The following is a 22815-nucleotide window of genomic DNA, read 5'->3' as shown; positions in this document are numbered from 1 at the left end:
CTTACAGCCCCTTTATCACAACAATAGTTGCTGTTACAATGATATTAAAAATCGCCAAAGGCATCAGCACTTTCCATCCGAGTGTTTGCAACTGATCGTAACGAAAACGAGGAAGCGTCCAACGTACCCAGACAAAAACAAAGTTCATCAAAAGAAGTTTCAGAGCAAATGTGGCAATTTGGATGACCGCTGTTGCAACATTGGTCGAGGTTTGAGTGAGTCCTAACAAAAGCAATGCTCCAAGCCCTGCGATGAAGAGCACATTAACTCCTATAAGCCCTTTTTGTAGAAAAGCACTCTCGCGGTTTCGCACATCCCCCGCTTTATGCCAACGGTTGTGTTTCTGAATCCAACGCATTGTATAAAAACTTGCTACAGGAAGTGCAAGGATGACGAACATTAAAATCCAAGGCATAAACGATTGAAGTGTTTGCGTATTGAGATACGGCAGATGATAACCGCCTAAAAAGAGTGTCACGATCAACGCAGAAGAGGCGCTCATTGCGACATATTCACCCACAAAAAAGAGTCCAAATCGCATCGCGCTGTATTCGGTGTGATACCCTCCGACAATCTCACTCTCACCTTCTGCAAGATCAAAGGGTGTACGATTGGCTTCCGCAAACGCGGTGACAATAAAAATAAGCGCTGCAAGAGGCTGAACAAGGATGCCCCATGCAGGGATAAATCCAAAAAGAAGCTCACCTTGGTATGCAACGATGTCACCTAAATGAACCGACCCATAGGTAATAAGCAGTGAAACCACGGAAAGTCCCATCGCTGCTTCATAGCTGATGACCTGTGCACCTGCGCGCATCGCGCCCAACAGGGAATATTTATTGCGACTAGACCAACCGCCAAGCATAATGCCATAAACACTCAGCCCCGCAAACGCTAAAAACCACAGTATGCCCAAGTCTATCGGTAAACCCTGCATAATGAAACGCTCACCGTTAATGACGAGGTCATCTGCAAATGGCATGACCATAAAGCTTAGAAAGGCGGAGGAAAAAACGATCACAGGAGCGAGTGAAAAGAAAAAACGCTCCTTGATGGCTTTAGCTTGAAAATCTTCTTTAAAAACAAGTTTGAGCATGTCGGCAAACGACTGTATAAGCCCGCCCAAGCGAATACCATTGATATGACAGCGGTTAGGTCCCAACCTATCTTGGATCAACCCCGCAACACGACGCTCGATCCAAACCAAAATAGGAGCAGCCCCCAAAGAGAAAAGCAGTGCTAAGATAATATTGATGATGACGATAGAGATGCTAAGATTACTCATAACGTTATCTTTGGCGTATGTTTTAAGGAGTCAAAAGAGAGTTCACGAAGCACCTCATAAAAGAACAATTCTGCTTCCCAAACCTCTTTACATGTAAAGAGTGTATCCCCCAGAATAGGTGCTAAAATAGCAAGCAGGGACTTATGCCCATGCTCATTTTTAATAGCTGAAGCGCTGTACTGAACATAGCCATCCACATTGATGAAACTACCCTCTCTTTTGGTATGCGAAGCAATCGGTAAAACAAGCTCAACCTCTTTACATGTAAACTCACATGCAGAGCACAGAACAACAACACTCTTGGTATATTCCATGGATTTGAGGAGTTGTGCATCGCTACGTCCTACCATCACAACAAGCTCTGCTGCAACCAACGCATTTTGCAGTGCTCCTTTGGAATCATTAATTCCAAGAAGAGGCAATGCTCTGGCATTCGCGGAGCGGTCATTGCATTTTAAGAAATCATCGCCAAAGTGAGTATCAAAACGGGTCTCTTCATAGGCACAAAGCGTACCATCATAAAGCTTGGAAAGCTTCTGTACCCTGACCATCTCTTCTAAAGAAAGATTGGAAGAGATCACAAAAACCATCTTACCAAGATAACGTTTGAGCAGACGTAACAGTTTCCCTTCTGCATATTCATATTCACTTACCATACCACGAATCAAAGGATTAAAGTCAGCGTTTTCATTTTCTTTGGTATAGCTCAGTCTCCCCTCATCACAGATAAAATAGCCATTGATCTTCTCATTTAGGCGGGGGCGATAGCGGTAAACCATCTCGTCTTTGTACTTCTCTTTGTGATGATCCACAAAAATGGAACACCCTCTGGCACAGTGGTTGCAAATCGCCTCTTCACTGTGTAAAAACCAAACTCGTTTATGGAAACGAAAGTCTTTGCTCGTAAGTGCACCCACAGGGCAGAGATCGACCACATTCATTGCATACGGATTGGAAAGTTTAGAGCCTGGAAACGTGGTGATAACGGAGTGGTCGGCACGCGAAAGGACACCTAATTCATTGGTTTTCGTAATATTTTTAGTGAAACGAACACACCGTGTACAGAGCACACAGCGCTCTTGATCAAGCACAACATTAGCGCCTAAATCAACATGCTTTTCTCCCCTCGTTTTAGGGGTGCTTAAACGACTCTCATAAAGCCCCACGTCCATATAGTAATTTTGTAAAGAGCATTCACCTGCTTGGTCGCAGATAGGGCAGTCAATGGGATGATTGATAAGCTCAAGCTCTAAAATAGAGCGTTTAACGCGATCAATAGAAGCACCTTTTGTGCGAATAATCATGCCATCTTTAATAGGAGTATCACATGCGATTTGCGGACGTTTTTGTCCTTCAATTTCGACCATACACATACGGCAATTACCATCTTTTCCAAGAGCTGGATGGTAACAAAAATGGGGAATATTAATCTTGTTTGCGAGCAGTTCTTCAATCAACAAAGTACCCTCTTTAACCTCTAATACCGTTCCATCTACCGTAATATGCGCCATAAAATTGCTATCCTCATTTGGACGTTATGCCTCAATTCTAGCGAGCATATACTTTAAAATAGCTGTCGAAGCGAGTTTACTAGCGTTCTTGCGGAACTTATTTCAGAACAACCGCGTGAAAAGAAAATGAGCCCTTAATTTTCTCTCATACTGGCACAAAACTTCTCGCACACCTAAAAAAGATTTACTCAAAATTTACTCAAGAGATGTTAAACTCTTCTCACTTTTTTTGAAGGATAGATACATGCCATCCCCTCGTTTTTTTAAATTTCTCGCCGTAGAAATTTTAGCGGTTGTACTCATTGCAGCATATGTTCTGATTGATGCCAAAGATGTCTACCAATGGTGGGTGGGAGAAACGAATTTTGTCAGTGCCGATCCAGCATGCGATCTACATCAGAATGCCTGTGAAGTAACGCTGAGCGATGGATCACTCCTTCGTTTGGATATAGAACCTAAAAGCATCCCTTTAATGAAGCCATTGCACTTTAAAGTAACCACACCAAGTGATCTTCCGACGATTGAAATAAAACTTTTTGCAACCAATATGAATATGGGATTGCATACCATTAATCTCACGAAAACTGCTACAGGCATCTTTGAGGGAGAGGGAATGCTTCCTACATGTATTATGGGAAATATGATCTGGCAAGCCAATGTGATTCTCAATCAAAATAGGCACAGTTTGGGAGCCGTTTTTTCATTTAAAACCGACAAATAAAATACCAAAATTACATTTGTTACTAAAGGTAATCTTTTGAAAAGTGAATAGATATTCATCATTTAGATGGTGATGAGTTATCCCTTTTTTGGTTATACTAGTTTTTTTAATTTTAATTGGATTTAGAGGAGTTACTGCCGTGTCTATTACTCAAAAAGGTGAAGAACTTTACTTTGACGAAAACCTTTTTATTGTCTCCAAAACTGACCTAAAAGGTAGAATTACTTATGCCAACGATCTTTTTATTGAGATTTCTGGTTATAAAGAACAAGAACTTATCGGCATGCCACACAATATCTTGCGCCATCCTGATATGCCTAAAGCTATTTTCAAACTTTTATGGGACCGTGTGCAAGCGGGAAATGAAGTTTTTGCATACGTCAAAAATCGTACGAAAAACAATTATTACTATTGGGTTCATGCGTATATTACTCCCGTTACCGATACCAAAACAAATCAAATCATTGGTTATCACTCTGTACGCCGTGCACCAAGTCCAAAAGGGCTTGAAGTGATTATTCCTCTATATAAAAGAATGCTTGATGCAGAACAAACAGGTGGTGTACAAGCTTCTCGCGCACTTTTAGACACTACCCTATCTCAGTTAAAGGTCAGTTATGATGCCTTCATCCTCTCTTATGAATAGATCTTCTCTAGCCAAAATTCAAGATGCCAACCTTATTTCGCTGGTTATTTTTTTTATTGCATTCTGTTTAGAGGTTACGGTTAATGGCTTCCACTGGATTCAAATTATCAATCTCTGTAATTTTGGATTGGGTTGGTTCATGTTTATCAATATTCGTAAAGTGCAAAAGACCATTCATGCGTTAGCCGATATTGTCAAAGAGAGCGAACACGGTAATTTGCATGGTCGTATTGTGAATGTCAATGATGGAGGCGAACTCAAACTTCTCTGCTCCAATATGAACTCCCTTTTAGATAATTTTGAACTGGTTACCAAAGAGATAAAATCTACCATTTTAGCAGCATCCAAAGAAGATTTTAGCCGTAAAATTTTACAAAAGGGAATGCATGGTGAATTTAGGGAGCAGACCAATATGGTCAATCAATCCGTTCGTGCTATGCAGCAAACGCACGAATTTATTGCACGAAATACCCTCAACGCTGAACTTGCGCAAATCAGCAGTGGATCGCATGACTTTTCGACCGTACAATCCAACTTATCCACCATTGTAGAGCGTCTTAAAGAGATTGCACACGACGGTGAAATCTATGCAGATGAGACCAAGGGCAGTTACCAAAATCTACGTGATACGATTGCTAAAATCACCTCATTGGTTGAATTTGTAAATCAAAATGAACAGAGTATTGGAGTCCTTGCGCAACGTACCCGCGACATTAGTAATGTGGTTGATATGATCAACGATATTGCTGATAAAACCAATTTATTGGCGCTCAATGCCGCCATTGAAGCAGCACGAGCGGGAGAACATGGTCGTGGTTTTGCCGTAGTTGCGGATGAAGTTCGCAAACTGGCTGAAACAACACAAAAGGCAACGGCTGAAATTGCAGTATCCATTAAGATGCTCCAACAAGAGACATCGGGTCTTGAAACCAATGCTGAAGCCATGAAAAGCGATGCCGATGCTTCCACGAAAACACTTGATAAATTAAGTACGACTTTCAATAGCCTTATATCCCACTCCAATACCACTTCGATCAATATCAATACCATTCAGCAAACGATCTTCATTACCTTGGCGAAGATGAACCATGCTATCTTTAAATCTAATGCTTACAGTGCCGTTTATGTCAATGATAAAGATGTGGTATTCCAGAACCATGAGACGTGCAGTCTTGGCGAGTGGTATCACCATGATGGTGAGAAGATTTTTGGAGAAACTAAAAGCTTTAAAGAGCTTTATAAACCGCATCAGAACTTCCACAATCATGTTCTCGAAGTCGCTAAATTGATTCATGCTACCTCTTCTAATCTCTTAGATGAAAAAGTACAAATTATCAACTACTTTAAAGAGATTGAAAATGAGAGTAAAACACTTTTTGTCACCCTCGATGCCATGATTGCAGAAAAAAATACTAAGGCGTAACTCTTTTTACATGTAAGGATTTTCCTTACATGTAAACTTTGTTTTAGGCTAAGTCAACAGTGTCCGCGTCCATAACACTCGGTAATTTAATGGTAAAAAGAGCCCCTGATTCTGTATTTTTAACATTGATAACGCCACCCATATTATTTTCAATAATCATCTTTGTCATATAAAGCCCTATACCGGTACCTTGTTTTGCATATTTGGTGGTAAAGTAAGGCTCAAAAATGCGGTCCATATGTTCGCTGGCAATTCCTCCGCCATTATCTTCAATCACAATCAAAATGTATTTGTACCCTTTTTTGAGATACAACCGAATAAAGGGGTTGCTGATCTCACGTTCACTGAGAACATCTTTGGAATTGGAGAGAATATTGAGCAATGCTTGAGCAAACTCATTGGGATAACCAAGCACTTCCATTTTTTCGGAGATATCAAATGAAAATTCAATACCGTGGTACTTCAGTGAGGCTTGTAAAATAGAAATAGCTCGCTCACATGCTTCACTGATTTCAAAAACCTCTTTCTCTTTAGAAGGCTTGAAAAAGTTTTGAAAATCACTAATAGTTCCTGACATGAACGCATTGATTTTAACACACTGCTGAATGGATGTCAGCATATAGGCATCATCCAGATCATTGAATTCATGCTTCACTTGAAGGTTAATCAAAAGGGCACTCAACTCTCCAAGGGGTTGCCTCCATTGATGCGCAATATTGCCAATCATCTCACCCATACTGGCAAGCTTACTTTGTTGAATGAGCAGTTTTTCTTGTTCACTGCGTTTGAAAATCTCTTCATTAATCTTAGATTCCAAATTATCGATCATGGCATTGACGACATCTTTGAGCAGTCGCAATTCTTGAGCCTGTGCTGTCGCATGCAGACGTGAGGAGAGTTTTCCCATTTTAAGATCATTGACCACACTAATAGCATCTTCGACAAAAACAATGTCTTGTTCAATGTTGGCAGAAGCTTTAGCAATACTACGATTGAGCAGTTGTGACATATCCTCTAACTCATCTCGACTAGTCAGTTCAATCGGCTTTGGTGATACACTTTTTGTTTCCAAGTAACCAAAAAAATCTTTAAGCCCTTCTTGCAACTTCAAAATCGAAGAGACGATATGGTTGGAGAGCAAATATCCTACAGTAAAGACTAGACTGGAAAGAGCAAGAATCAAGATGGCCAATTCATATTTCAAAGCCTGTGCACTGGTTTGAATGTCCGCAAAATTGTGTTCTGCTTGATTTACAGCATCATGCTGGAGCGCCTTGAGACGATTTAAAAGTGCATAGTAGTGGTCACGTTCAATGGAATTAACATAGACAAATGCACCCTCCTCAAAATGTGCGGCAAGATAACCACACGTTTTTTCCACACTGCTAGCATATACTTTCCAAAAATCATATGTTTTTGAATCAAGTTTGAGAAAATTCTCTTCAAGGCGCTCTTTCTGTTTCATAATATCAACTTCAATCGTTTTGCGATAATCCTCATTCGGTGACATGACTAAGGAAAGACTCATTTCACGCAAAGCATTAATAGGCTCAATGTAATTCTCTTGCAAATGCTGTGTACTTTGTGAGTTTTCAAAAATGGTCGTAGCATTGCTGATGTTCTCTTGTGAAAGTTTAAACGAACGCTCTGCAAGGATCAACATTCCAATGAATGAAACGCTAAACAATAAAAACAGTTTATATTTTATCTGGATCTTTTTCATGGTAGTCGCTTTGGAAAGATAGGGACTTGAAGCTCTTTGGGATAAGGCTTATCTCCACGAATGGACCAGTGTTGATCGGTAATATTGGCTTTCCAAAAAGGTTGCATACCAATGCCTAACGGCTCAAAAACCAACTCTTTATTCATAGCAAATACATTGTTAGGTGTAGGAACAAACAACATATAAGCCTCTTCTTTAGCGCGTTGGCGTATCTTTTCACATAACACATTAAATTCAGGTGTATTTTGCTCAAGTCCAAAAAAATCGGATATATACGATTGCATGATCTTATCTCCTCGTACAAAACTCCAGGGGTTTCCCTCTTGGTAATTAAAAAATATTAACCAAGGATGACGACCATACCAATCTATGGTATTTTGACTCAAAATATCCCAATCTTGAACAGTCTCATTGTTAGAAAGCAAAAAGTCATAAACCATCTTTTCATCAGAGGTAATCGTATAGTGTAATGTAACATTGTACTGAGAGAGTTGGTACTCAATGCCTTTCCATAAAAACAGAAGTGAATCTTGTGTAACGATCTTGAAGTGTTTATTATTAAGGGCTTCTGATATCTCTTCATGATTTAAAGGACACTCGTTGACACGCAATGCTTCACGATTTAAGGAACCTTCTTGTTTATAGGTAAAAGTTAAAAGGTTATATTGATTTAAAGCACAATTAAGGGCTTGACGTACTTTTTTATCGTATACGGGTGAATCTTTTTTAATTAAATTAAAATAAAGTGCAAAATTATTGGTTGAAGGCAAAATAACCAATTTAGAATACGCCGAAAGCATAGTCTCTATTTTTTTATTAAAGGGAATGGGCATAAAATCAAGCTCCCCTTCATGCTCTGTCATCATTTTAAGTGCTTTATCGGTTTCAAGCTGTGTATATAACGTAATCGTTTCAATTTTAGGAAACCCTTTTTCCCAATAGTACGGATTTGCTTTTAAAATGACTTTGGGTGTTTGTTTTCGTCCTGTGATGACGCCTTCAACCAAGACATAAGGTCCTAAGCCATAAGGTCCTGCCTCTTCAATATTTGGACCTGTTGCTGCACCTCTCCATGCAAATTTTTTCAAATACGCTTCCGTATAAAAATTAATACGCGCAAGGTCTCGAAACAGCATCCCATAAGGCTTATACAACTCTATTTTTATCTTATAATCAGAGAGTTTTTCAACGCCTTTGAGGCGATGGTTGATATCCGTATAATTGATAGGTTGTGCCATAAAATAGTGAAAGTTATTGATGACGGCATCAGCATTGAAAGCTGTTCCATCTTGAAATTTCACACCTTGGCGTAAATCACATTCATAAAGAAGAGGCGTTTTTTTTAAACATTGTGTGGCTAAAGAGTACTCCCATCCTTGCTCATTATCAGCAAGCCTAACTAAACCTTCGTTGATTAAACGTGCTACGCTGACGTAAGGCATTGCAGGTAAAAATATCTTGATGTGCGATCTTGGGTCTTTTACATGTAAAGCTCTTTGAGCACTTGAATCTTCATGATACTCCGTTTCGACGGCATACACACACAGTGTTCCAAGTACGATTAAGAGAGCAAAAAACTGTTTAAACCTCAAAACTGTACCCTGTTTGAGAATGGTTTCTAATAAAACTATTGGGAAGCTTTTTACGTAGAGACTTGACCAATGTTCGAAGGGCAGCAATACTCATATACTCCTCTTTCCAAACATTCATTTCTATCTCTTCGTAGCTAACGATCATCCCTTTTTTACGCAACAGTAGCTCTAAAAAATCAGACTCTTTATGTGTCAGTTCAACTTCACTTCCATCGCTGTGAACAATGCGCTTATTATTAAAATCAAACTGACAATTTTTACACTCAAGAAAAAGAGATCGCCCTAGTTCTATCTCGCTGATGCAGAGTTTCAACGCCCCCAAAAGTTCATCCAGTGCAATCGGTTTAATCAGATATTTTTCGATCTTGAGTTCAATGGCACTAAGGAGATACTCTTTATCAGTATGTGCGGTAATCATTAAAATAGGGGTTTTTTTATCACTCTTTCTGATCTCTTTGACCATATAAAGCCCATCTTTTTTGGGCATTCTAAGATCGGTTAAAATGATATCGGGGCGCTGTTCATAGTAAATATCCAACCCCTCTTCACCATTGCGTGCTTCAAGTACCTCTTTTAGATAATATGAGAGTGTATTGGCCATAGGTTTGCGAATTCCCTCTTCATCTTCCGCATAAAGCAATCGTAAAGATTTGAGTTTTTCCAACCAAAGTTCCATTCACGCTCCTTTTAAATGACTTTACATGTAAAGATTTTAGCCAATTTTGTCTTTTGGCATGATGAGTGGATTACCATTAAAAACGCTTCGCTAGAAAAGACTAACGAAGCGTCAGAAGAACTATTTCGTAAAATTTTGAAGGTACTTTTCAATGCTAAATTTCTCAGCCTTAGAAAGACCTGCTTGCTGACCCATTGCTTCTAAGATGCTCGGCCAAACATTGGGCTCAAACTCATCTTCAGCATGCAAGGCATGGCAGGTACTACACTTAGCTTGAAACAGTGTTTTTCCTTCGCCTAATATTTTTGATTTATCATTTCCAAGTGCGTCGCTTTTAACAAAGCATTTTACCGAAACGTTTAACCATACCGTATCGTACTCATCTTTAGTTTGACCAATCACTTTATAAACAGAGGCTTTCGTCGCTTCAAAACCTATCATAAGGACACCTGTTTTTTCATACGCAATCGTACTCCCTTCAGGCATAAAACCAACAAACTCTACTTCGGTAAAATCACCGCTTTTTGAAAGTTCTTTGACTGCCGAGGAGACGACCAGCTCTCCAAGAGCTGATCCCTCTTTTGCATCTGAAAAAAGTTGTGCATTTTTACTTAAAAATGAATTCCCCGCCGCAAACATCATTGTTGCAGCACATAATGGTGCTAAAAATTTCATTATACGCATCATACACCTTTAATTTTTGGAGCTTTGAAAATTCCAATGTCTGGAACTTCTCCTTTAAACTTCTCGATTTCGACCAATGCTGTTGCTTGGTTACCTTGAGCAAGTTCTGAGGTTCCCACATCAGGTATCAGGACATTAACATCCCCATGACGACACAATGTGCCCACTTTTCCTGGTTCTGCTGGATCATACCACGCACCTTCTTGCATTCTCACAACCCCTTGCATGACCGCTTCAGTCACGACTGCTCCTGCAAGAACTTGACCACGTTTGTTAAATACTCTCACAATATCGCCATTTTGAATACCACGTTTGGCAGCATCTTTAGGGTGCATCCAAATCGGCTCTCTTCCTTCAACCTCTTCAAGATCACGTAACCATGTATTATTGAGTTGTGAGTGAAGGCGATATTTTGGATGAGGAGAAACCAAGTTTAGTGGAAACTCTTTAGCGACTTTACTTCCCAACCACTCCATTGGTTCAAACCACATTGGATGACCTTTGCACTCTTTATAGTTATAACCTGCAATTTTCTTAGAGAAAATCTCGATTTTACCTGAAGGTGTTCCAAGACGATTGATAACAGGATTTTGCCTAAATTTAGCATGTTTAACAAATTTTTTAGCACTCTCAGGTGTTTCAAATTTGACAAAACCTTTTTCCCAAAACTCTTTAAATGGCAACATTTTAACACCTGATTTGATGGCTTTATCGTAGGATTCTGCGTAGAAAGCCTCAACCCACTCCATCTTTGTTTTTCCTTCAGTAAAAGCGAGCACTTCATTCGCACCAAAGCGTCTTAGGATATTAACAAAAATATCGAAATCATCCATTGCTTCACCAGCGGGTTTAACGGCTTGTTTCATTGCAAAAATGTAACTGTTTGAATGTGATTTGGAGATGTCATTGCGCTCTTGCTCAGTTGTTGCGGGAAGAACGATGTCTGCCATACGTGCTGTTGCTGTCCAAAAGCATTCATTGACGACAAATGTATCGAGTTTTTGCCATGCTTTAACCATACGGTTACGATCTTGGTGATGATGGAAAGGATTGCCACCTGCCCAGTATGCCATTTTAATTTCGGGGTATTTATACGCTTTACCATCAAAATTGTACTCTTTCCCCGGATTTTCCAAGCATTCAACAATACGTGATACAGGGATGACATTGATTTTTCGTTGTTTCCATGGTCCATCCATTTTGGAGTTGATACTGATACCAGAAAGTCCAGGAGAAGCAGCAACATTCTCAGTATCTGCTACGGCACCTACAGAGCCATTAATAGGTTTTTCGCTGAGGGCATTACCAGAAGCGGCCGCAGGCATTGGAACACCCCCATCTGAATAGTGATAACTCATGCCATATCCTCCACCAGGAAGTCCCACTTGTCCAATCATACTGGCTAAGGTAATCATCATCCAATTAGGTTGTTCTCCATGATGTGCCCTTTGTGTTCCCCATCCACCCATCAGCATGGTACGTTTGCTCACAAACTCTTTGGCAAGCATTTTAATCACACTGGCATTGACGCCACAAATTTTAGCTGCCCACTCAGGTGTTTTAGCGACCATATCTTCGCTTTCACCTACAAGGTATTTTTCAAATTCATCAAACCCTATGGTATATTTATGGACAAAATCTTTATCATAAAGATTTTCGGTATAAAGATAATTTGCAATACCAAGCATCAGTGCAACATCGGTTGTTGGACGAATTTGAATATGCTCTGCACCAAAATACAACCCTGTGTTGTTGTATACAGGATCAATAATATAAAACTTGATATTGCGCTTTTTAGCAGCTTCTTTAAGCTCTTTCATATACATATAAGATTGATGATCAGGAACACCCCATGCAATTTGGTTCGTGTTGATTGGATCAGCTCCCCAAAAAACGATACATTCTGAATTTTCAATAATAACAGGGTAAACAGTAACAGGAGCAGTTGATTCATCAGTGCCTGTAATATACGGCGTTATTTGACGAATAGCATGCGTTGAATAGGTGCAAGTTCGTGAAGTGTAGCCACCGGCGATACCTAGCATTCTGCCAACCAAAGCTTGTGGATTGTTTAAGCTACCTACACAAAACCAACCGTAACTGCCACCAAAGACAGCGTCTGAGCCGTGATCTTTATAAACACGTTTAAGCTCATTGGCAATCAAATCGTAGGCTTTTTCCCATGAAACACGCACAAATTTGTCACTTCCACGCTTTGTTTTATCACTTTTATATCCATTTTTCAAATAACTCTCACGTACACAGGGATACATAATGCGATCCGTTGCGTATGTACAAACCTTCAATGAGCGTCACAGGGTGGGCATCACCTTCAAATGGGGTCGCGCTTTCAAAACGCGAATTGCGTGAATGCGTGATGACTGCACCAAAGTGAGAAGCACTAAAGCCATCCTCTGAATCATTTAAAAGACCATCCCCTACTAAAGGAATTGCATTTGCGTTCATTGTTGCTACAGCAGCAACACCTCCCCCTACTTTTAAAAACGATCTTCTATCCATTTTCTTTGTCATTGTGTTCTCCTTAGATTGAACAATTTTGAGATGAGAAACGTACAAATCTTAAATAAAAATTATATTTAATGTATAATTTTTATTTTTATGCATGAAGCATAACGAAAAAAAATGAGTAATTAATGAGTGTATTTCGTGTAAATATAATTAAAATTCTGCCTCAAAAGAGGCAAGCTTCAGCGCCATAGTGGCTAATGTAGGCTTTTAAAGCTTTGCTTCAAAAGTCGTTATTAAAAATGATCTCTTTTAAAGCGTGAAGAAGTTATGATAAAATCAAAAAGAGCTGGCATGGATTCGACATCACTCACCCACAACCCTATTCCATTACTTTTGCGCCAACTCTCCATTCCTGCAAGTCTTGGCATGCTTTTTAACACGCTCTACAATATCGTTGATACTTACTATGCAGGACTTATTTCCACCGAAGCACTCGCCGCTCTCTCTGCTTCTTCCTTTCTTTTCTTTTTTGTCATCGGCATGGCATATGGTGGAACAAGTGCATTAACCGCGCTCATCGGTCACGCTTATGGAAAGCAGCATTTTTTCCTCGCAGGTATCATTGCCAAAAAAGGGGTAGCACTGATTATTGGCGTAGGAATGTTTTTCGGGCTTTTAGGATTTTATTTTGCTTCAGAATTACTCACATGGATAGGGACGGAAGAGCGTTACCATGCGTTAGCGCTGAGTTTTATTGAGGTTATTTTGCTAGGCGCTGCTCTCTTCTTTGCTAACTTTGCACTCAACAGTGTTCTTGTGGCAACTGGCGATACAAAAAGTTACCGTAATACCCTCATCTTTGGCTTTTTTGCCAATATAGTGCTCAATCCTCTTTTTATCTATGGTTGGGGATTTATACCGGCTATGGGAATTGGAGGTATTGCCCTTTCAACCGTTTTAGTACAAGCATTTGGTGCAAGCTACTTGCTGTACAAAAGTTTACAAACGGGGTTAATTAGTTTTACATGTAAAGAGCATTTTTACCCCGATATGCGTATTTACAAAGACTTAATAAGCCAAGCGACACCGCCTGGTTTAAATATGCTGATGATGTCCTTTGGTTCGCTCATCGCCCTTCATTTTGTCACCCTTTATGGGTATCAAGCTGTAGCGGGATATGGCATTGGATACCGTGTGGAACAGTTGATGTTATTGCCTACACTTGGTATTAGTAGCGCCGTGCTAAGCCTAGTTTCTAACAATATGGGTGCGGGTAAATTTGAGCGTGTACGTCAAACACTTTTTTATGCCCTTACGTATGGCTATACACTTAGTATTATAGGGATGGGAATTTTATGGATTAGTGGAAAATGGCTTGTAGCACAATTTGATCCAAGCGCGGATGTGATTGCGTATGGTACAACGTACATTTATGTCATGCTCTTTCTTTTTTGCGGTTATGTAACGCATTTTGCATGTGTCGCAACCTTGCAAGGCATCAAAAAACCAACAATGATCTTCTACGTTGGCTTCTTTCGCCAAATCTTAGCACCGAGCATTGTCTACACGCTCATTGTCAGCTATTTTGAACTTTCATTTATCTGGATGTGGATAGGGCTTGGGTGTATTGTTTACAGCTCTGCACTCGCTCTTTTATACTACACTTATTTGAAAGTCAAAACACTCTAACCTTTACATGTAAAAGAAAAAAGAGTGTATCCCGCATGAGACACACTCTTTTTTTTAACGCATAGCGAGCATAACTGGAGCACTCAATCCTAAAAGTGCTGTAATAAAAATCACACCGAAGATAAACCCAAGTTTCCAAAAATCTTTACCTGTGATATATCCAGCCCCATAATACAAAGGAGCTGGTCCTGTCGCATACGGTGTGATAACGCCCATAATTCCGTGCGTCATCGCTAGAAGCAAGGCAAACTCTTTAATTGGCATTCCAGGAACACTCATCCCAACGGCAAGCATCACTGGCATCATTGCTGTCGCATGCGGCGTTGTACTGGCGAACATATAATGAGAAAAGAAGTAAGTTGCGACAAGAACATACATTGCAACAATAGGCGAAAATCCTTGCATATAAGCAGCAATACCGTTGTCAAACCAATGGATAAACCCTGTGCGTGAAAGACCTTCCGCCATTGAAACAAGAAATGCAAGCAATACAATCGTATTCCACGCTGTTTTATTGCCTGCGATGTCATCCCACTTCACAATTTTGAAGAGCATCATGAATGAAACTGCAACAAGTGCTACCGTAGTCGCATTGATAATTTTTGCACCCAATATCCAAAATAAAATGGCTGTAAAAACAATAATCGCAAGAAGAATTTCATTCAGAGTAATTTTTCCCATCTTTACCAACTCACTCTCTGCCCACCTTGGTACAGCATCCCCTTCTTTAATTTCAGGTGGATAAATCCAATAAATCAGGAGCGGTAGCAGAAGGAGCATGACAATACCAAAAGGAGCTGCTGCAAAAAACCAGTCTGTCCATGAAATGTCAACCTTTGCGATTTTCTTGATGATCTCTACACAAAGCAAGTTTGGAGCCAATGCCGTTAAAAACATTGAACTGGTAACCCCTGTTGTTGCAAAAGCAACCCACATAACATAGCCACCAATTTTGCGAGCTGAAGGGTCATTGGGTTTGGAATCATACAGAGGTGGCAAATTGCGAACAATGGGGAAAACAATTCCACCGCTACGTGCGGTATTGGAAGAGGTAAAAGGTGCGACGAGGGCATCAGAGAGCATCACGGCATAACCCAACAGAAGCGTTCTTCGTCCCATCAGTTTGACAAGTATGAGTGCAATACGTCGCCCTAGCCCTGATTTCTCATAGCCTAAGGCAAAGGTAAAAGCGGAAAATACGAGCCATACGGTTGTACTACTCCAGCCCGTTAGCATCCATTTAATAGCTTGTTCTGGAGCCTTAAATTTTGGATTTGCGAGTTCTTGTGTTCCAAACAGCACCCAAGGAGCAAGAACAGTGACAATCGTAGCACCCATAAGTCCTGTAGCGGCAAAAGGAAACGATTCCATCACCAATGCTGCGATGGTTCCTGCAAAGATAGCAAAAAAGTACCAAGCATGTTGTTCAAGACCTGAGGGAGTAGGGAAAAGTGCAATGAGTAGTGTGACAACGATAGGGAGAAATGCTGTCCATCGATAGGTTGCGATACTTGCCATGAGAAATGCTCCTTTAGCATACAGAATTAGCAGAGTTTCAACCATTATAACATAGGATTTCAAAAGAAAATAGTGGCTTGTATGCCCTATCTATTTAAGGTCTTAAAAGTGCATCCATATGGTAGCAAATACGTTGGTACTTTATAAAATTGACTCCTTTAGTGACCAATAGCTAGGGAGTAAAGAACCATACCGTCGCTTTGCAAAAATGTCATGACCTCTTCATCATAATACGCCCCAATACCACTGCATCCAAAGCCAAGATAGGTGCTAATCAGATAAAGACGATGCCCAATAATACCAGCTTTTTGTACCATCGCTTGATAATTTTGCTCATCATGCCCCACCAAAAAGAAGGTAACCCCACTCTCTGCGCCTAATGCTTGCTCCAAACAGAGATAGCCAGCTTTTCGCGTAAAATCACCACTTTGCAGATAAACTCCCTCCTTCCAAACACCTTGCCACATCCCTTCGACACGGTTGATAATCGCATAGATTTCTATTCCAACATCGCAGTCACTCGGAATCGGTTGGGTGATGAACTCCATGACCTCTAAAAACTCATCTTTAGCGATTGGTTTTTGCATAAAATCACGAATGGAACGTCGTTTCCAAATGGCTTGAGTGAAGCGCTCTTTATCTAGGTCAAACAGTGGTAGTGTAGTTTGCGCATGTAAAATAAGCTCACAGGTTTCATCATAGGCTTTTTCCACACATTCATTAACTTCAAAAGTTCCCGTACCATTCACATAAGGAAGGCGCATTGATACCTCTTTATATGTAAAGCTTTCATCTTCTTCACCTACAATGGCGGCACTGAGAAAAAATTCTTCTTTGCCAAATCCAAAAAGTTTATTCAATGCCTTTTTGTCAATCCCGTATAAAAGATGATACGCCGCAGCACTAAGCGTACACGAAGCTTCTAACGTGCCTATCATATGCCCTGTATCGTGCAAACAGTAGCGAAATGCACGATCTTTGTATTTCCATGAAGAACGATAATACAGCGCTGAAAAGAGGAATACAAACCCCTTTATTTTCTTTACATGTAAAAAACTTTCTACCCCTTCATGCTCTGATAAAGGATACAATAACACCAGTGACGTCTCACGAGGTGAAAGATGGTAAATTCCATCCTTAAAGCCCTCCACGTCTCGTATTTGAACATAAACTTCTGTAGGATACAATGCTCCAGCACTCGGATTGGTACGCAAAGCATAAGTAACCCCTGGGTAACTTTTCTGTGCTGTAATACCTCCAATGAGATAAAAAAAACGATGGTCTGGGTTTTTTTTATCAAGAGGAATACGAGTAAATGTTTCAGGATAGATTTTAAACTGTTGAGGAGGATGATCCCAGTCGATGCTGTGAGATTTGGTACGTACAGAGCGGTACGAGTGCACCGTTTGAGCATGATAGGCTAACATGGTTTCTCCTTTACAGTATGCTACACTCTCATTCATATAGAATGCTTTACATGTAAAGTTTAATTATGCAAAAACAGCACCTTTAAAAATTTGTTTTTCTATAATGTTTAAAAGGAGTCACGATGAACTATGTTACTAGCAATCAAAACGTCTCCATACCCTGCATGCTGTATGGCACTGCATGGAAAAAAGAACGCACAGCAGACTTAGTTGCGTTAGCCCTTCAAAGTGGTTTCAGAGGAATTGACACCGCATGTCAGCCCAAACACTATGAAGAGGCATTGGTCGGCGAAGGGTGTGAACGTTTTTACGCCAAAGGCGGTACACGAGAAGAGCTTTATCTCCAAACTAAATTCACCCCATACGACGGACAAGACCCACTCAAAATACCTTATGATCCACACGCTTCTTTAGAAGAGCAAATCATCACGTCGTGCGAAATGTCCAAACAAAATCTACAAACAAGCTATCTTGACTCACTCTTGCTCCATTCGCCACTCTTCCCTTATAATAACTTACTTAAAGCATGGAATGTGTTTGAATCACTCTTTGAAGAAGGTGAAGTACGCCAAATAGGTATTAGTAACTGTTATGATCTCTCACTTTTACAAACGTTCTATGAGCATATTCGTATTAAACCATCTCTTGTACAAAATCGTTTTTATGCAGATGTTCACTACGATAAAACACTTCGTTCATGGGCTAATGAAAAGGGCATTATCTATCAGAGTTTTTGGACTTTGAGTGCCAATCCTCATATTTTACATTCACCACCAATGCGGGAGATAGTGAATATTTACGGGAAAAGCGCTGAACAAATTTTTTACCGTTACGTGATTCAAAAAGGAATCGTCCCCCTCAATGGAACAACGTCAGCTTTGCATATGAAAGAAGATTTAAGTATTTTTGAATTCTCATTAGATGAAAAGGATGTTGAGAGAATAGACGCTTTACTCTAAGCGTCTATCAAGAAGGGTTTAAACGCTATTTTTTAGCGCATGGTTTTTTTGTACCGCACGTTTTAGTCGTTGCAGGTTTTTCGGCTTTCGTATCATCACTGACTGTTTTAGCTGCTGGTTTTTTGCATGCCATCATTTTCTCCTTATAAAGATTTTATAAGTGAAATTATACTCCCATATCAATACAGTAATCGCTAAAAATAACTTAAAAGACCCTCCAATAATTATCTTTTTGATCTTCCTTTGGCCTTAAAGAGTGTGATCATAATCACTGCGCTAATAATCAGTACGGTTGCAATCAATGATTTAATACTCATCACTTCATCTGCAAAAAAGTAACCTAAAAAGAGCGCCACAATAGGATTAACAAAAGCATACGTTGAGGCTAAATAAGGTGATACATTTTTTAAAAGCCACACATAAGCACTAAAGCCTAATAATGAACCAACAAAAATTAAATACAACAGCGCCATAAGAGAGCGAGAAGAGAATGCTGCTGGATTAAGGTGATTCCACTCTCCTGTCAGTGTTCCCACAATGACTAAAACAGCGCCTCCTGTTAGCATTTGCATTGCAGTTGAGAGCATTGTGGAAGAAGGTAAGATTGCTTTTTGAGAATAAATAGACCCCAATGACCATAATATAGCGGCTAAAAGCGTAAAGAGTAGCCCACCCGTATCAAAATGCAGATTCTCTTGATGAGAAGGGTACATCAAAATTGCAACACCTACAAAACCAAGCACTGTTCCAATCAGAGTACTTTTATTGGGTTTCGTTTGAATTTTCATCATCCAACCAATCACAATCATCCATAAAGGAACTGTTGAAATAATAATGGCAGCAATCGAAGAAGGAATATGTTGTTCTGCAATGACTACAAATCCATTACCACCCAAAAGTAGTAATGTACCAATGATGGTAGTGTCTCTCCACTCAATGAGCTTGGGATGCTTTCGTTCTTTATAGGCTACAAAACTATATAGCAGTGCTCCCGCTAGAATAAAACGTATTCCCGCCATAAGCAAAGGAGGAAACGTTTCAATGGCAATTTTAATGCCCAAGTAAGTGCTTCCCCATATAATATAAACAGACAAAAGGGCTATAACAATGGCAATCGTTCTTTTGGATTTTTCAGATAGATTTGCTTTTACATGTAAAAAATTCATTCTCTTTTCCTTAGATTTGATAGAGGTGATTCATTAAAATAATTTTTAGTTTTTGAAAATAAAAGGATGAATGGTGTCCCCAGCGCGATTCGAACGCACGGCCTTCAAATTAGGAATTTGATGCTCTATCCTGCTGAGCTATGGGGACGCAAGGGAAAAATTGAAGTAAAAAAAAAGCCGAATGCGTTTTCACACATTCGGCTTCTAAAAATGGCGTATTAACCGTTACGTTTTTTGATAATCTCTTCTGCAACGTTTCTAGGAACTTCATCATAGTGGTCAAATTCCATTGAGTAAGAAGCACGACCTTGTGTTTGAGAACGAAGATCCGTTGAGTAACCGAACATTTCAGCCAATGGGCAGAATGCGTTAACAATTTTGTTACCACTTCGATCATCCATAGAGTTAATTTGTCCACGACGACGGTTAAGATCGCCGATAACATCACCCATAAAGTCTTCTGGAGTTTCAACTTCTACTTTCATGATTGGCTCAAGAATAACGGGTTTTGCTTTTCTACAACCCTCTTTAAAGCCCATAGAAGCAGCCAATTTAAACGCCATCTCAGAAGAGTCAACATCATGGTAACTTCCATCATAAAGGGTAACTTTAACGTCTTCCACTTTATAACCTGCAAGTACACCAGCACCCAAAGCTTCTTTAATACCTTTATCAACAGCAGGGATAAATTCTTTTGGAATTGCTCCACCTTTGATGTCGTTGATAAACTCATAACCTTGCCCAGCATCTTGAGGTTCGATTTTGAGGAATACGTGACCGTATTGACCACGACCACCCGATTGTTTTGCGTATTTGTACTCTTGATTAACTGATGCACGGATCGTTTCACGATAAGCAACTTGAGGTTGACCAACTTCAGCACTTACTTTAAACTCTCTAAGCATACGATCAACAAGAATCTCTAAGTGAAGCTCACCCATACCAGAAATGATCGTTTGACCACTTTCTTCATCGGTTTCAACTCTAAAGCTTGGATCTTCTTGCGCCAATTTTTGAAGCGCAATACCCATTTTCTCTTGATCTGCTTTCGTTTTAGGCTCAACAGCAACAGAGATAACAGGATCTGGGAATACCATTCTCTCTAAAATTACAGGATCTTTTTCACTTGCAAGCGTATCACCTGTTAGTGTATCTTTAAGACCTACAACCGCGCCGATTTCACCAGAATGAAGAACTTTAATCTCTTCTCTTTTGTTCGCATGCATTTTAAGAAGTCGACCAATTCTCTCTTTTTTATCTTTGGTTGTATTGTAAGCATAACTTCCGCTTTCCAATGAACCACGGTAAACACGCACGAAGGTTAATTGACCAACAAATGGATCGGTCATAATTTTAAACGCAAGTGCTGCAAATTCGCCATCATCAGTTGAATCAACGACACACTCGTGTCCATCTTCGTATTCACCTTTAATCGCATGTACTTCAGTAGGAGCTGGCATATAATCAATAACAGCATCTAACATCGGTTGAATACCTTTGTTTTTAAACGCTGTTCCACAAATCATAGGAATAAATGTCATTGCAAGACATCCTGCTTTGATACCTGCTTTAATTTCAGCTTTTGTAAGCACTTCACCACCAAGGTATTTTTCCATCAACTCATCACTGGTCTCAGAAACAGCTTCAACCATTCTCTCATGGTATTCTTTAGCTTTATCCGCAAGTTCCGCTGGAATTTCAACTACTTGGTAGTTTGAACCCATTGCAGCATCATCATCCCAAATCAGTGCTTTCATCTCAACGAGATCAACAACACCTTTAAAGTTTTCTTCTGCACCAATAGGAATTTGAATAGGTACTGGGTTTGCTTTTAAACGATTTTTAATTTGTGCTTCAACATTATAAAAGTCAGCACCAACACGGTCCATTTTGTTAACAAATACCATTCTTGGAACTTGATAACGATTGGCTTGTCTCCAAACCGTCTCAGATTGTGGTTGAACACCACCAACGGCACAAAATACAGCGACAGCGCCATCGAGAACACGCATGGAACGTTCAACTTCAATCGTGAAGTCAACGTGGCCTGGAGTGTCGATGATATTAATTTGATGATCTTTCCATGTACATGTAGTAGCCGCTGAAGTAATGGTAATACCTCGCTCTTTCTCTTGCTCCATCCAGTCCATTGTCGCAGCACCATCGTGTACCTCACCAATTTTATGAGAGATACCGGTGTAAAAAAGGATTCTTTCAGTTGTTGTGGTTTTACCTGCATCAATGTGCGCAGCAATACCGATGTTTCTAACCATTGCAATAGGGGTATTTCTTGCCATTATAATTTCCTTGTTATATTAGGAGTGTAGTTCTGAAGAAAGGGATGTTTACATGTAAACATCCCCAGCGTCATCTTACCAGCGATAGTGAGCAAACGCTTTGTTTGCTTCTGCCATTTTATAAGTATCTTCTTTTTTCTTAAAGGTAGCGCCTCTACTATTAGCCGCATCTAAAAGTTCATTGGCCAACCTCTCGACCATTGTTCTCTCACTTCTTTTACGAGCGTAAGAGACTAACCATCTAAGAGCCAATGCTTGTTGACGAGTTGTTCTAACTTCGACTGGAACTTGATATGTTGCTCCACCGACACGTCTGCTTTTTACTTCCATAACAGGCTTAACGTTATCGATAGCTGTATTGAAAATTTCAATCCCTTTGAGTGTTCCGCTTCTTTTTTCAGCGAGTTCTAATGAACCATAAAATACTTTAGTAGCAACACTCTTTTTTCCATCGAGCATCAACGCATTGATAAACTTTGTGATAATTTTGCTATTGTAGATTGGATCTGGTAATACTTCTCTTACAGGAGCTTTTCTTCTTCTCATACTATTTCCTTCAAATTTTTTAAAAATTTTACTCAAATGATGTCAAAACAAAGGACATCACCTGCTGTTAAATTTATTTAGCTTTTGGTCTTTTTGTACCGTATTTACTTCTAGACACCGTTCTTTTTGCAACACCTGAAGTATCAAGCGCACCACGTACAATATGGTACTTAACACCTGGTAAATCTTTTACCCTACCGCCACGTACCAATACAATGGAGTGTTCTTGTAGGTTATGTCCCTCGCCACCGATGTAGCTAATGACTTCAAAACCGCTGGTCAATTTGACTTTGGCAACTTTTCTCAAAGCAGAGTTTGGTTTTTTAGGAGTTGTCGTATAAACTCTTGTACAAACGCCTCTTCTTTGAGGGCACTTATCAAGTGCAGGTGATTTTGATTTTTTAATCACCTTTTTTCTCTCATTTCTGACGAGTTGGTTAATGGTTGGCACATTATTTCCTTTATTTTGTAAAAAATAGGTGC

The 22815-nt window shown here is 39.8% G+C and carries 19 protein-coding genes, 1 tRNA gene and 1 pseudogene; 6 read left to right on the top strand and 15 right to left on the bottom strand.

Going from position 1 to position 22815, the window contains the following annotated elements; translation table 11 throughout:
- Position 1: 1 nt before the first annotated feature.
- Together FA584_RS02180 and FA584_RS02175 are read right to left on the bottom strand one after the other, a co-directional pair.
- Positions 2 to 1285 (bottom strand): complex I subunit 1/NuoH family protein, encoded by a 1284-nt coding sequence (locus FA584_RS02180; RefSeq protein ID WP_167750116.1) that lies wholly within the window; start codon positions 1283 to 1285, stop codon positions 2 to 4.
- Positions 1282 to 2796 carry an NADH-quinone oxidoreductase subunit G gene (locus FA584_RS02175; RefSeq protein WP_167750115.1) on the bottom strand — a complete coding sequence of 505 codons (1515 nt, stop codon included), beginning with the start codon at positions 2794 to 2796 and terminating at the stop codon, positions 1282 to 1284. Before FA584_RS02175 ends, FA584_RS02180 begins: the two co-directional genes overlap by 4 nt.
- Before the next feature lie 244 nt (positions 2797 to 3040).
- Between FA584_RS02175 and FA584_RS02170 the strand changes: the two genes are divergently transcribed.
- The 4 genes and pseudogenes from FA584_RS02170 to FA584_RS14845 all read left to right on the top strand — a co-directional run bounded on the left by FA584_RS02170 (position 3041) and on the right by FA584_RS14845 (position 5586).
- On the top strand, positions 3041 to 3517 hold the full coding sequence (locus FA584_RS02170) for a hypothetical protein (protein WP_167750114.1): 477 nt from the start codon (positions 3041 to 3043) through the stop codon (positions 3515 to 3517).
- Between the two features lie 139 nt (positions 3518 to 3656).
- Positions 3657 to 4163 carry a PAS domain-containing protein gene (locus FA584_RS02165; protein WP_167750113.1) on the top strand — a complete coding sequence of 169 codons (507 nt, stop codon included), beginning with the start codon at positions 3657 to 3659 and terminating at the stop codon, positions 4161 to 4163.
- Positions 4135 to 5163 (top strand): annotated as a pseudogene (locus FA584_RS14965) (methyl-accepting chemotaxis protein); the annotation flags it as partial. The gene FA584_RS02165 and the pseudogene FA584_RS14965, both read left to right, overlap by 29 nt.
- An 81-nt stretch (positions 5164 to 5244) precedes the next feature.
- On the top strand, positions 5245 to 5586 hold the full coding sequence (locus FA584_RS14845; RefSeq protein ID WP_228448193.1) for a CZB domain-containing protein: 342 nt from the start codon (positions 5245 to 5247) through the stop codon (positions 5584 to 5586).
- Positions 5587 to 5629: 43 nt separating this feature from the next.
- On the opposite strand, the gene FA584_RS02155 is transcribed toward FA584_RS14845, so the two are convergent.
- The 6 genes from FA584_RS02155 to FA584_RS14335 form a co-directional block, all read right to left on the bottom strand.
- The gene (locus tag FA584_RS02155) at positions 5630 to 7309 is read right to left on the bottom strand and encodes an ATP-binding protein (protein WP_167750111.1); all 1680 of its coding nucleotides are present in this window, start codon (positions 7307 to 7309) and stop codon (positions 5630 to 5632) included.
- Complete coding sequence (locus FA584_RS02150) at positions 7306 to 8901, bottom strand: ABC transporter substrate-binding protein (RefSeq protein WP_096045781.1); 1596 nt, start codon at positions 8899 to 8901, stop codon at positions 7306 to 7308. The genes FA584_RS02155 and FA584_RS02150 overlap by 4 nt, the downstream gene beginning before the upstream one ends.
- Positions 8891 to 9577 (bottom strand): response regulator transcription factor, encoded by a 687-nt coding sequence (locus FA584_RS02145; protein WP_167750110.1) that lies wholly within the window; start codon positions 9575 to 9577, stop codon positions 8891 to 8893. The genes FA584_RS02150 and FA584_RS02145 overlap by 11 nt, the downstream gene beginning before the upstream one ends.
- 120 nt (positions 9578 to 9697) lie before the next feature.
- Entirely contained in the window at positions 9698 to 10261 is a 564-nt protein-coding gene (locus FA584_RS02140) for a c-type cytochrome (protein ID WP_167750109.1), read from the bottom strand.
- On the bottom strand, positions 10261 to 12534 hold the full coding sequence (locus tag FA584_RS02135; RefSeq protein ID WP_228448581.1) for a molybdopterin-dependent oxidoreductase: 2274 nt from the start codon (positions 12532 to 12534) through the stop codon (positions 10261 to 10263). The genes FA584_RS02140 and FA584_RS02135 overlap by 1 nt, the downstream gene beginning before the upstream one ends.
- Positions 12515 to 12793 (bottom strand): twin-arginine translocation signal domain-containing protein, encoded by a 279-nt coding sequence (locus FA584_RS14335; RefSeq protein WP_226372228.1) that lies wholly within the window; start codon positions 12791 to 12793, stop codon positions 12515 to 12517. The genes FA584_RS02135 and FA584_RS14335 overlap by 20 nt, the downstream gene beginning before the upstream one ends.
- A 288-nt stretch (positions 12794 to 13081) precedes the next feature.
- On the opposite strand from FA584_RS14335, the gene FA584_RS02130 reads away from it, so the two are divergent.
- Positions 13082 to 14419, top strand: coding sequence for an MATE family efflux transporter (locus FA584_RS02130; protein WP_167750677.1), 1338 nt, complete (start codon positions 13082 to 13084; stop codon positions 14417 to 14419).
- A gap of 54 nt (positions 14420 to 14473) precedes the next feature.
- On the opposite strand, the gene FA584_RS02125 is transcribed toward FA584_RS02130, so the two are convergent.
- Together FA584_RS02125 and FA584_RS02120 are read right to left on the bottom strand one after the other, a co-directional pair.
- The gene (locus FA584_RS02125; RefSeq protein ID WP_167750108.1) at positions 14474 to 15937 is read right to left on the bottom strand and encodes an anion permease; all 1464 of its coding nucleotides are present in this window, start codon (positions 15935 to 15937) and stop codon (positions 14474 to 14476) included.
- Positions 15938 to 16095: 158 nt separating this feature from the next.
- On the bottom strand, positions 16096 to 17364 hold the full coding sequence (locus FA584_RS02120) for a SagB family peptide dehydrogenase (RefSeq protein WP_167750107.1): 1269 nt from the start codon (positions 17362 to 17364) through the stop codon (positions 16096 to 16098).
- Positions 17365 to 17486: 122 nt separating this feature from the next.
- Here FA584_RS02120 and FA584_RS02115 point away from each other — a divergent pair, with 122 nt between their 5' ends.
- A complete protein-coding gene (locus FA584_RS02115) occupies positions 17487 to 18323 on the top strand; it encodes an aldo/keto reductase family protein (protein ID WP_167750106.1) in 837 nt (278 codons plus the stop codon).
- Between the two features lie 224 nt (positions 18324 to 18547).
- On the opposite strand, the gene yedA is transcribed toward FA584_RS02115, so the two are convergent.
- The 5 genes from yedA to rpsL all read right to left on the bottom strand — a co-directional run bounded on the left by yedA (position 18548) and on the right by rpsL (position 22783).
- Complete coding sequence (gene yedA / locus FA584_RS02110) at positions 18548 to 19489, bottom strand: drug/metabolite exporter YedA (RefSeq protein ID WP_167750105.1); 942 nt, start codon at positions 19487 to 19489, stop codon at positions 18548 to 18550.
- A gap of 71 nt (positions 19490 to 19560) precedes the next feature.
- Positions 19561 to 19637 (bottom strand) — tRNA-Arg (locus FA584_RS02105).
- 70 nt (positions 19638 to 19707) lie between these two features.
- Positions 19708 to 21786 carry an elongation factor G gene (gene fusA, locus FA584_RS02100; protein ID WP_167750104.1) on the bottom strand — a complete coding sequence of 693 codons (2079 nt, stop codon included), beginning with the start codon at positions 21784 to 21786 and terminating at the stop codon, positions 19708 to 19710.
- 75 nt (positions 21787 to 21861) lie between these two features.
- Positions 21862 to 22332, bottom strand: a complete 471-nt coding sequence (rpsG, locus tag FA584_RS02095; RefSeq protein WP_096045771.1) for a 30S ribosomal protein S7 — start codon at positions 22330 to 22332, stop codon at positions 21862 to 21864.
- 73 nt (positions 22333 to 22405) lie between these two features.
- The gene (rpsL, locus tag FA584_RS02090) at positions 22406 to 22783 is read right to left on the bottom strand and encodes a 30S ribosomal protein S12 (protein WP_012856158.1); all 378 of its coding nucleotides are present in this window, start codon (positions 22781 to 22783) and stop codon (positions 22406 to 22408) included.
- Between the last annotated feature and the right edge of the window lie 32 nt (positions 22784 to 22815).

This window comes from Sulfurospirillum diekertiae, from assembly GCF_011769985.2.
GTDB classification, from domain to species: Bacteria; Campylobacterota; Campylobacteria; order Campylobacterales; family Sulfurospirillaceae; genus Sulfurospirillum; species Sulfurospirillum diekertiae.
The sequence above is the reverse complement of the archived record's forward strand: the minus strand, read 5'-3'. Positions and strand labels throughout refer to the sequence as shown.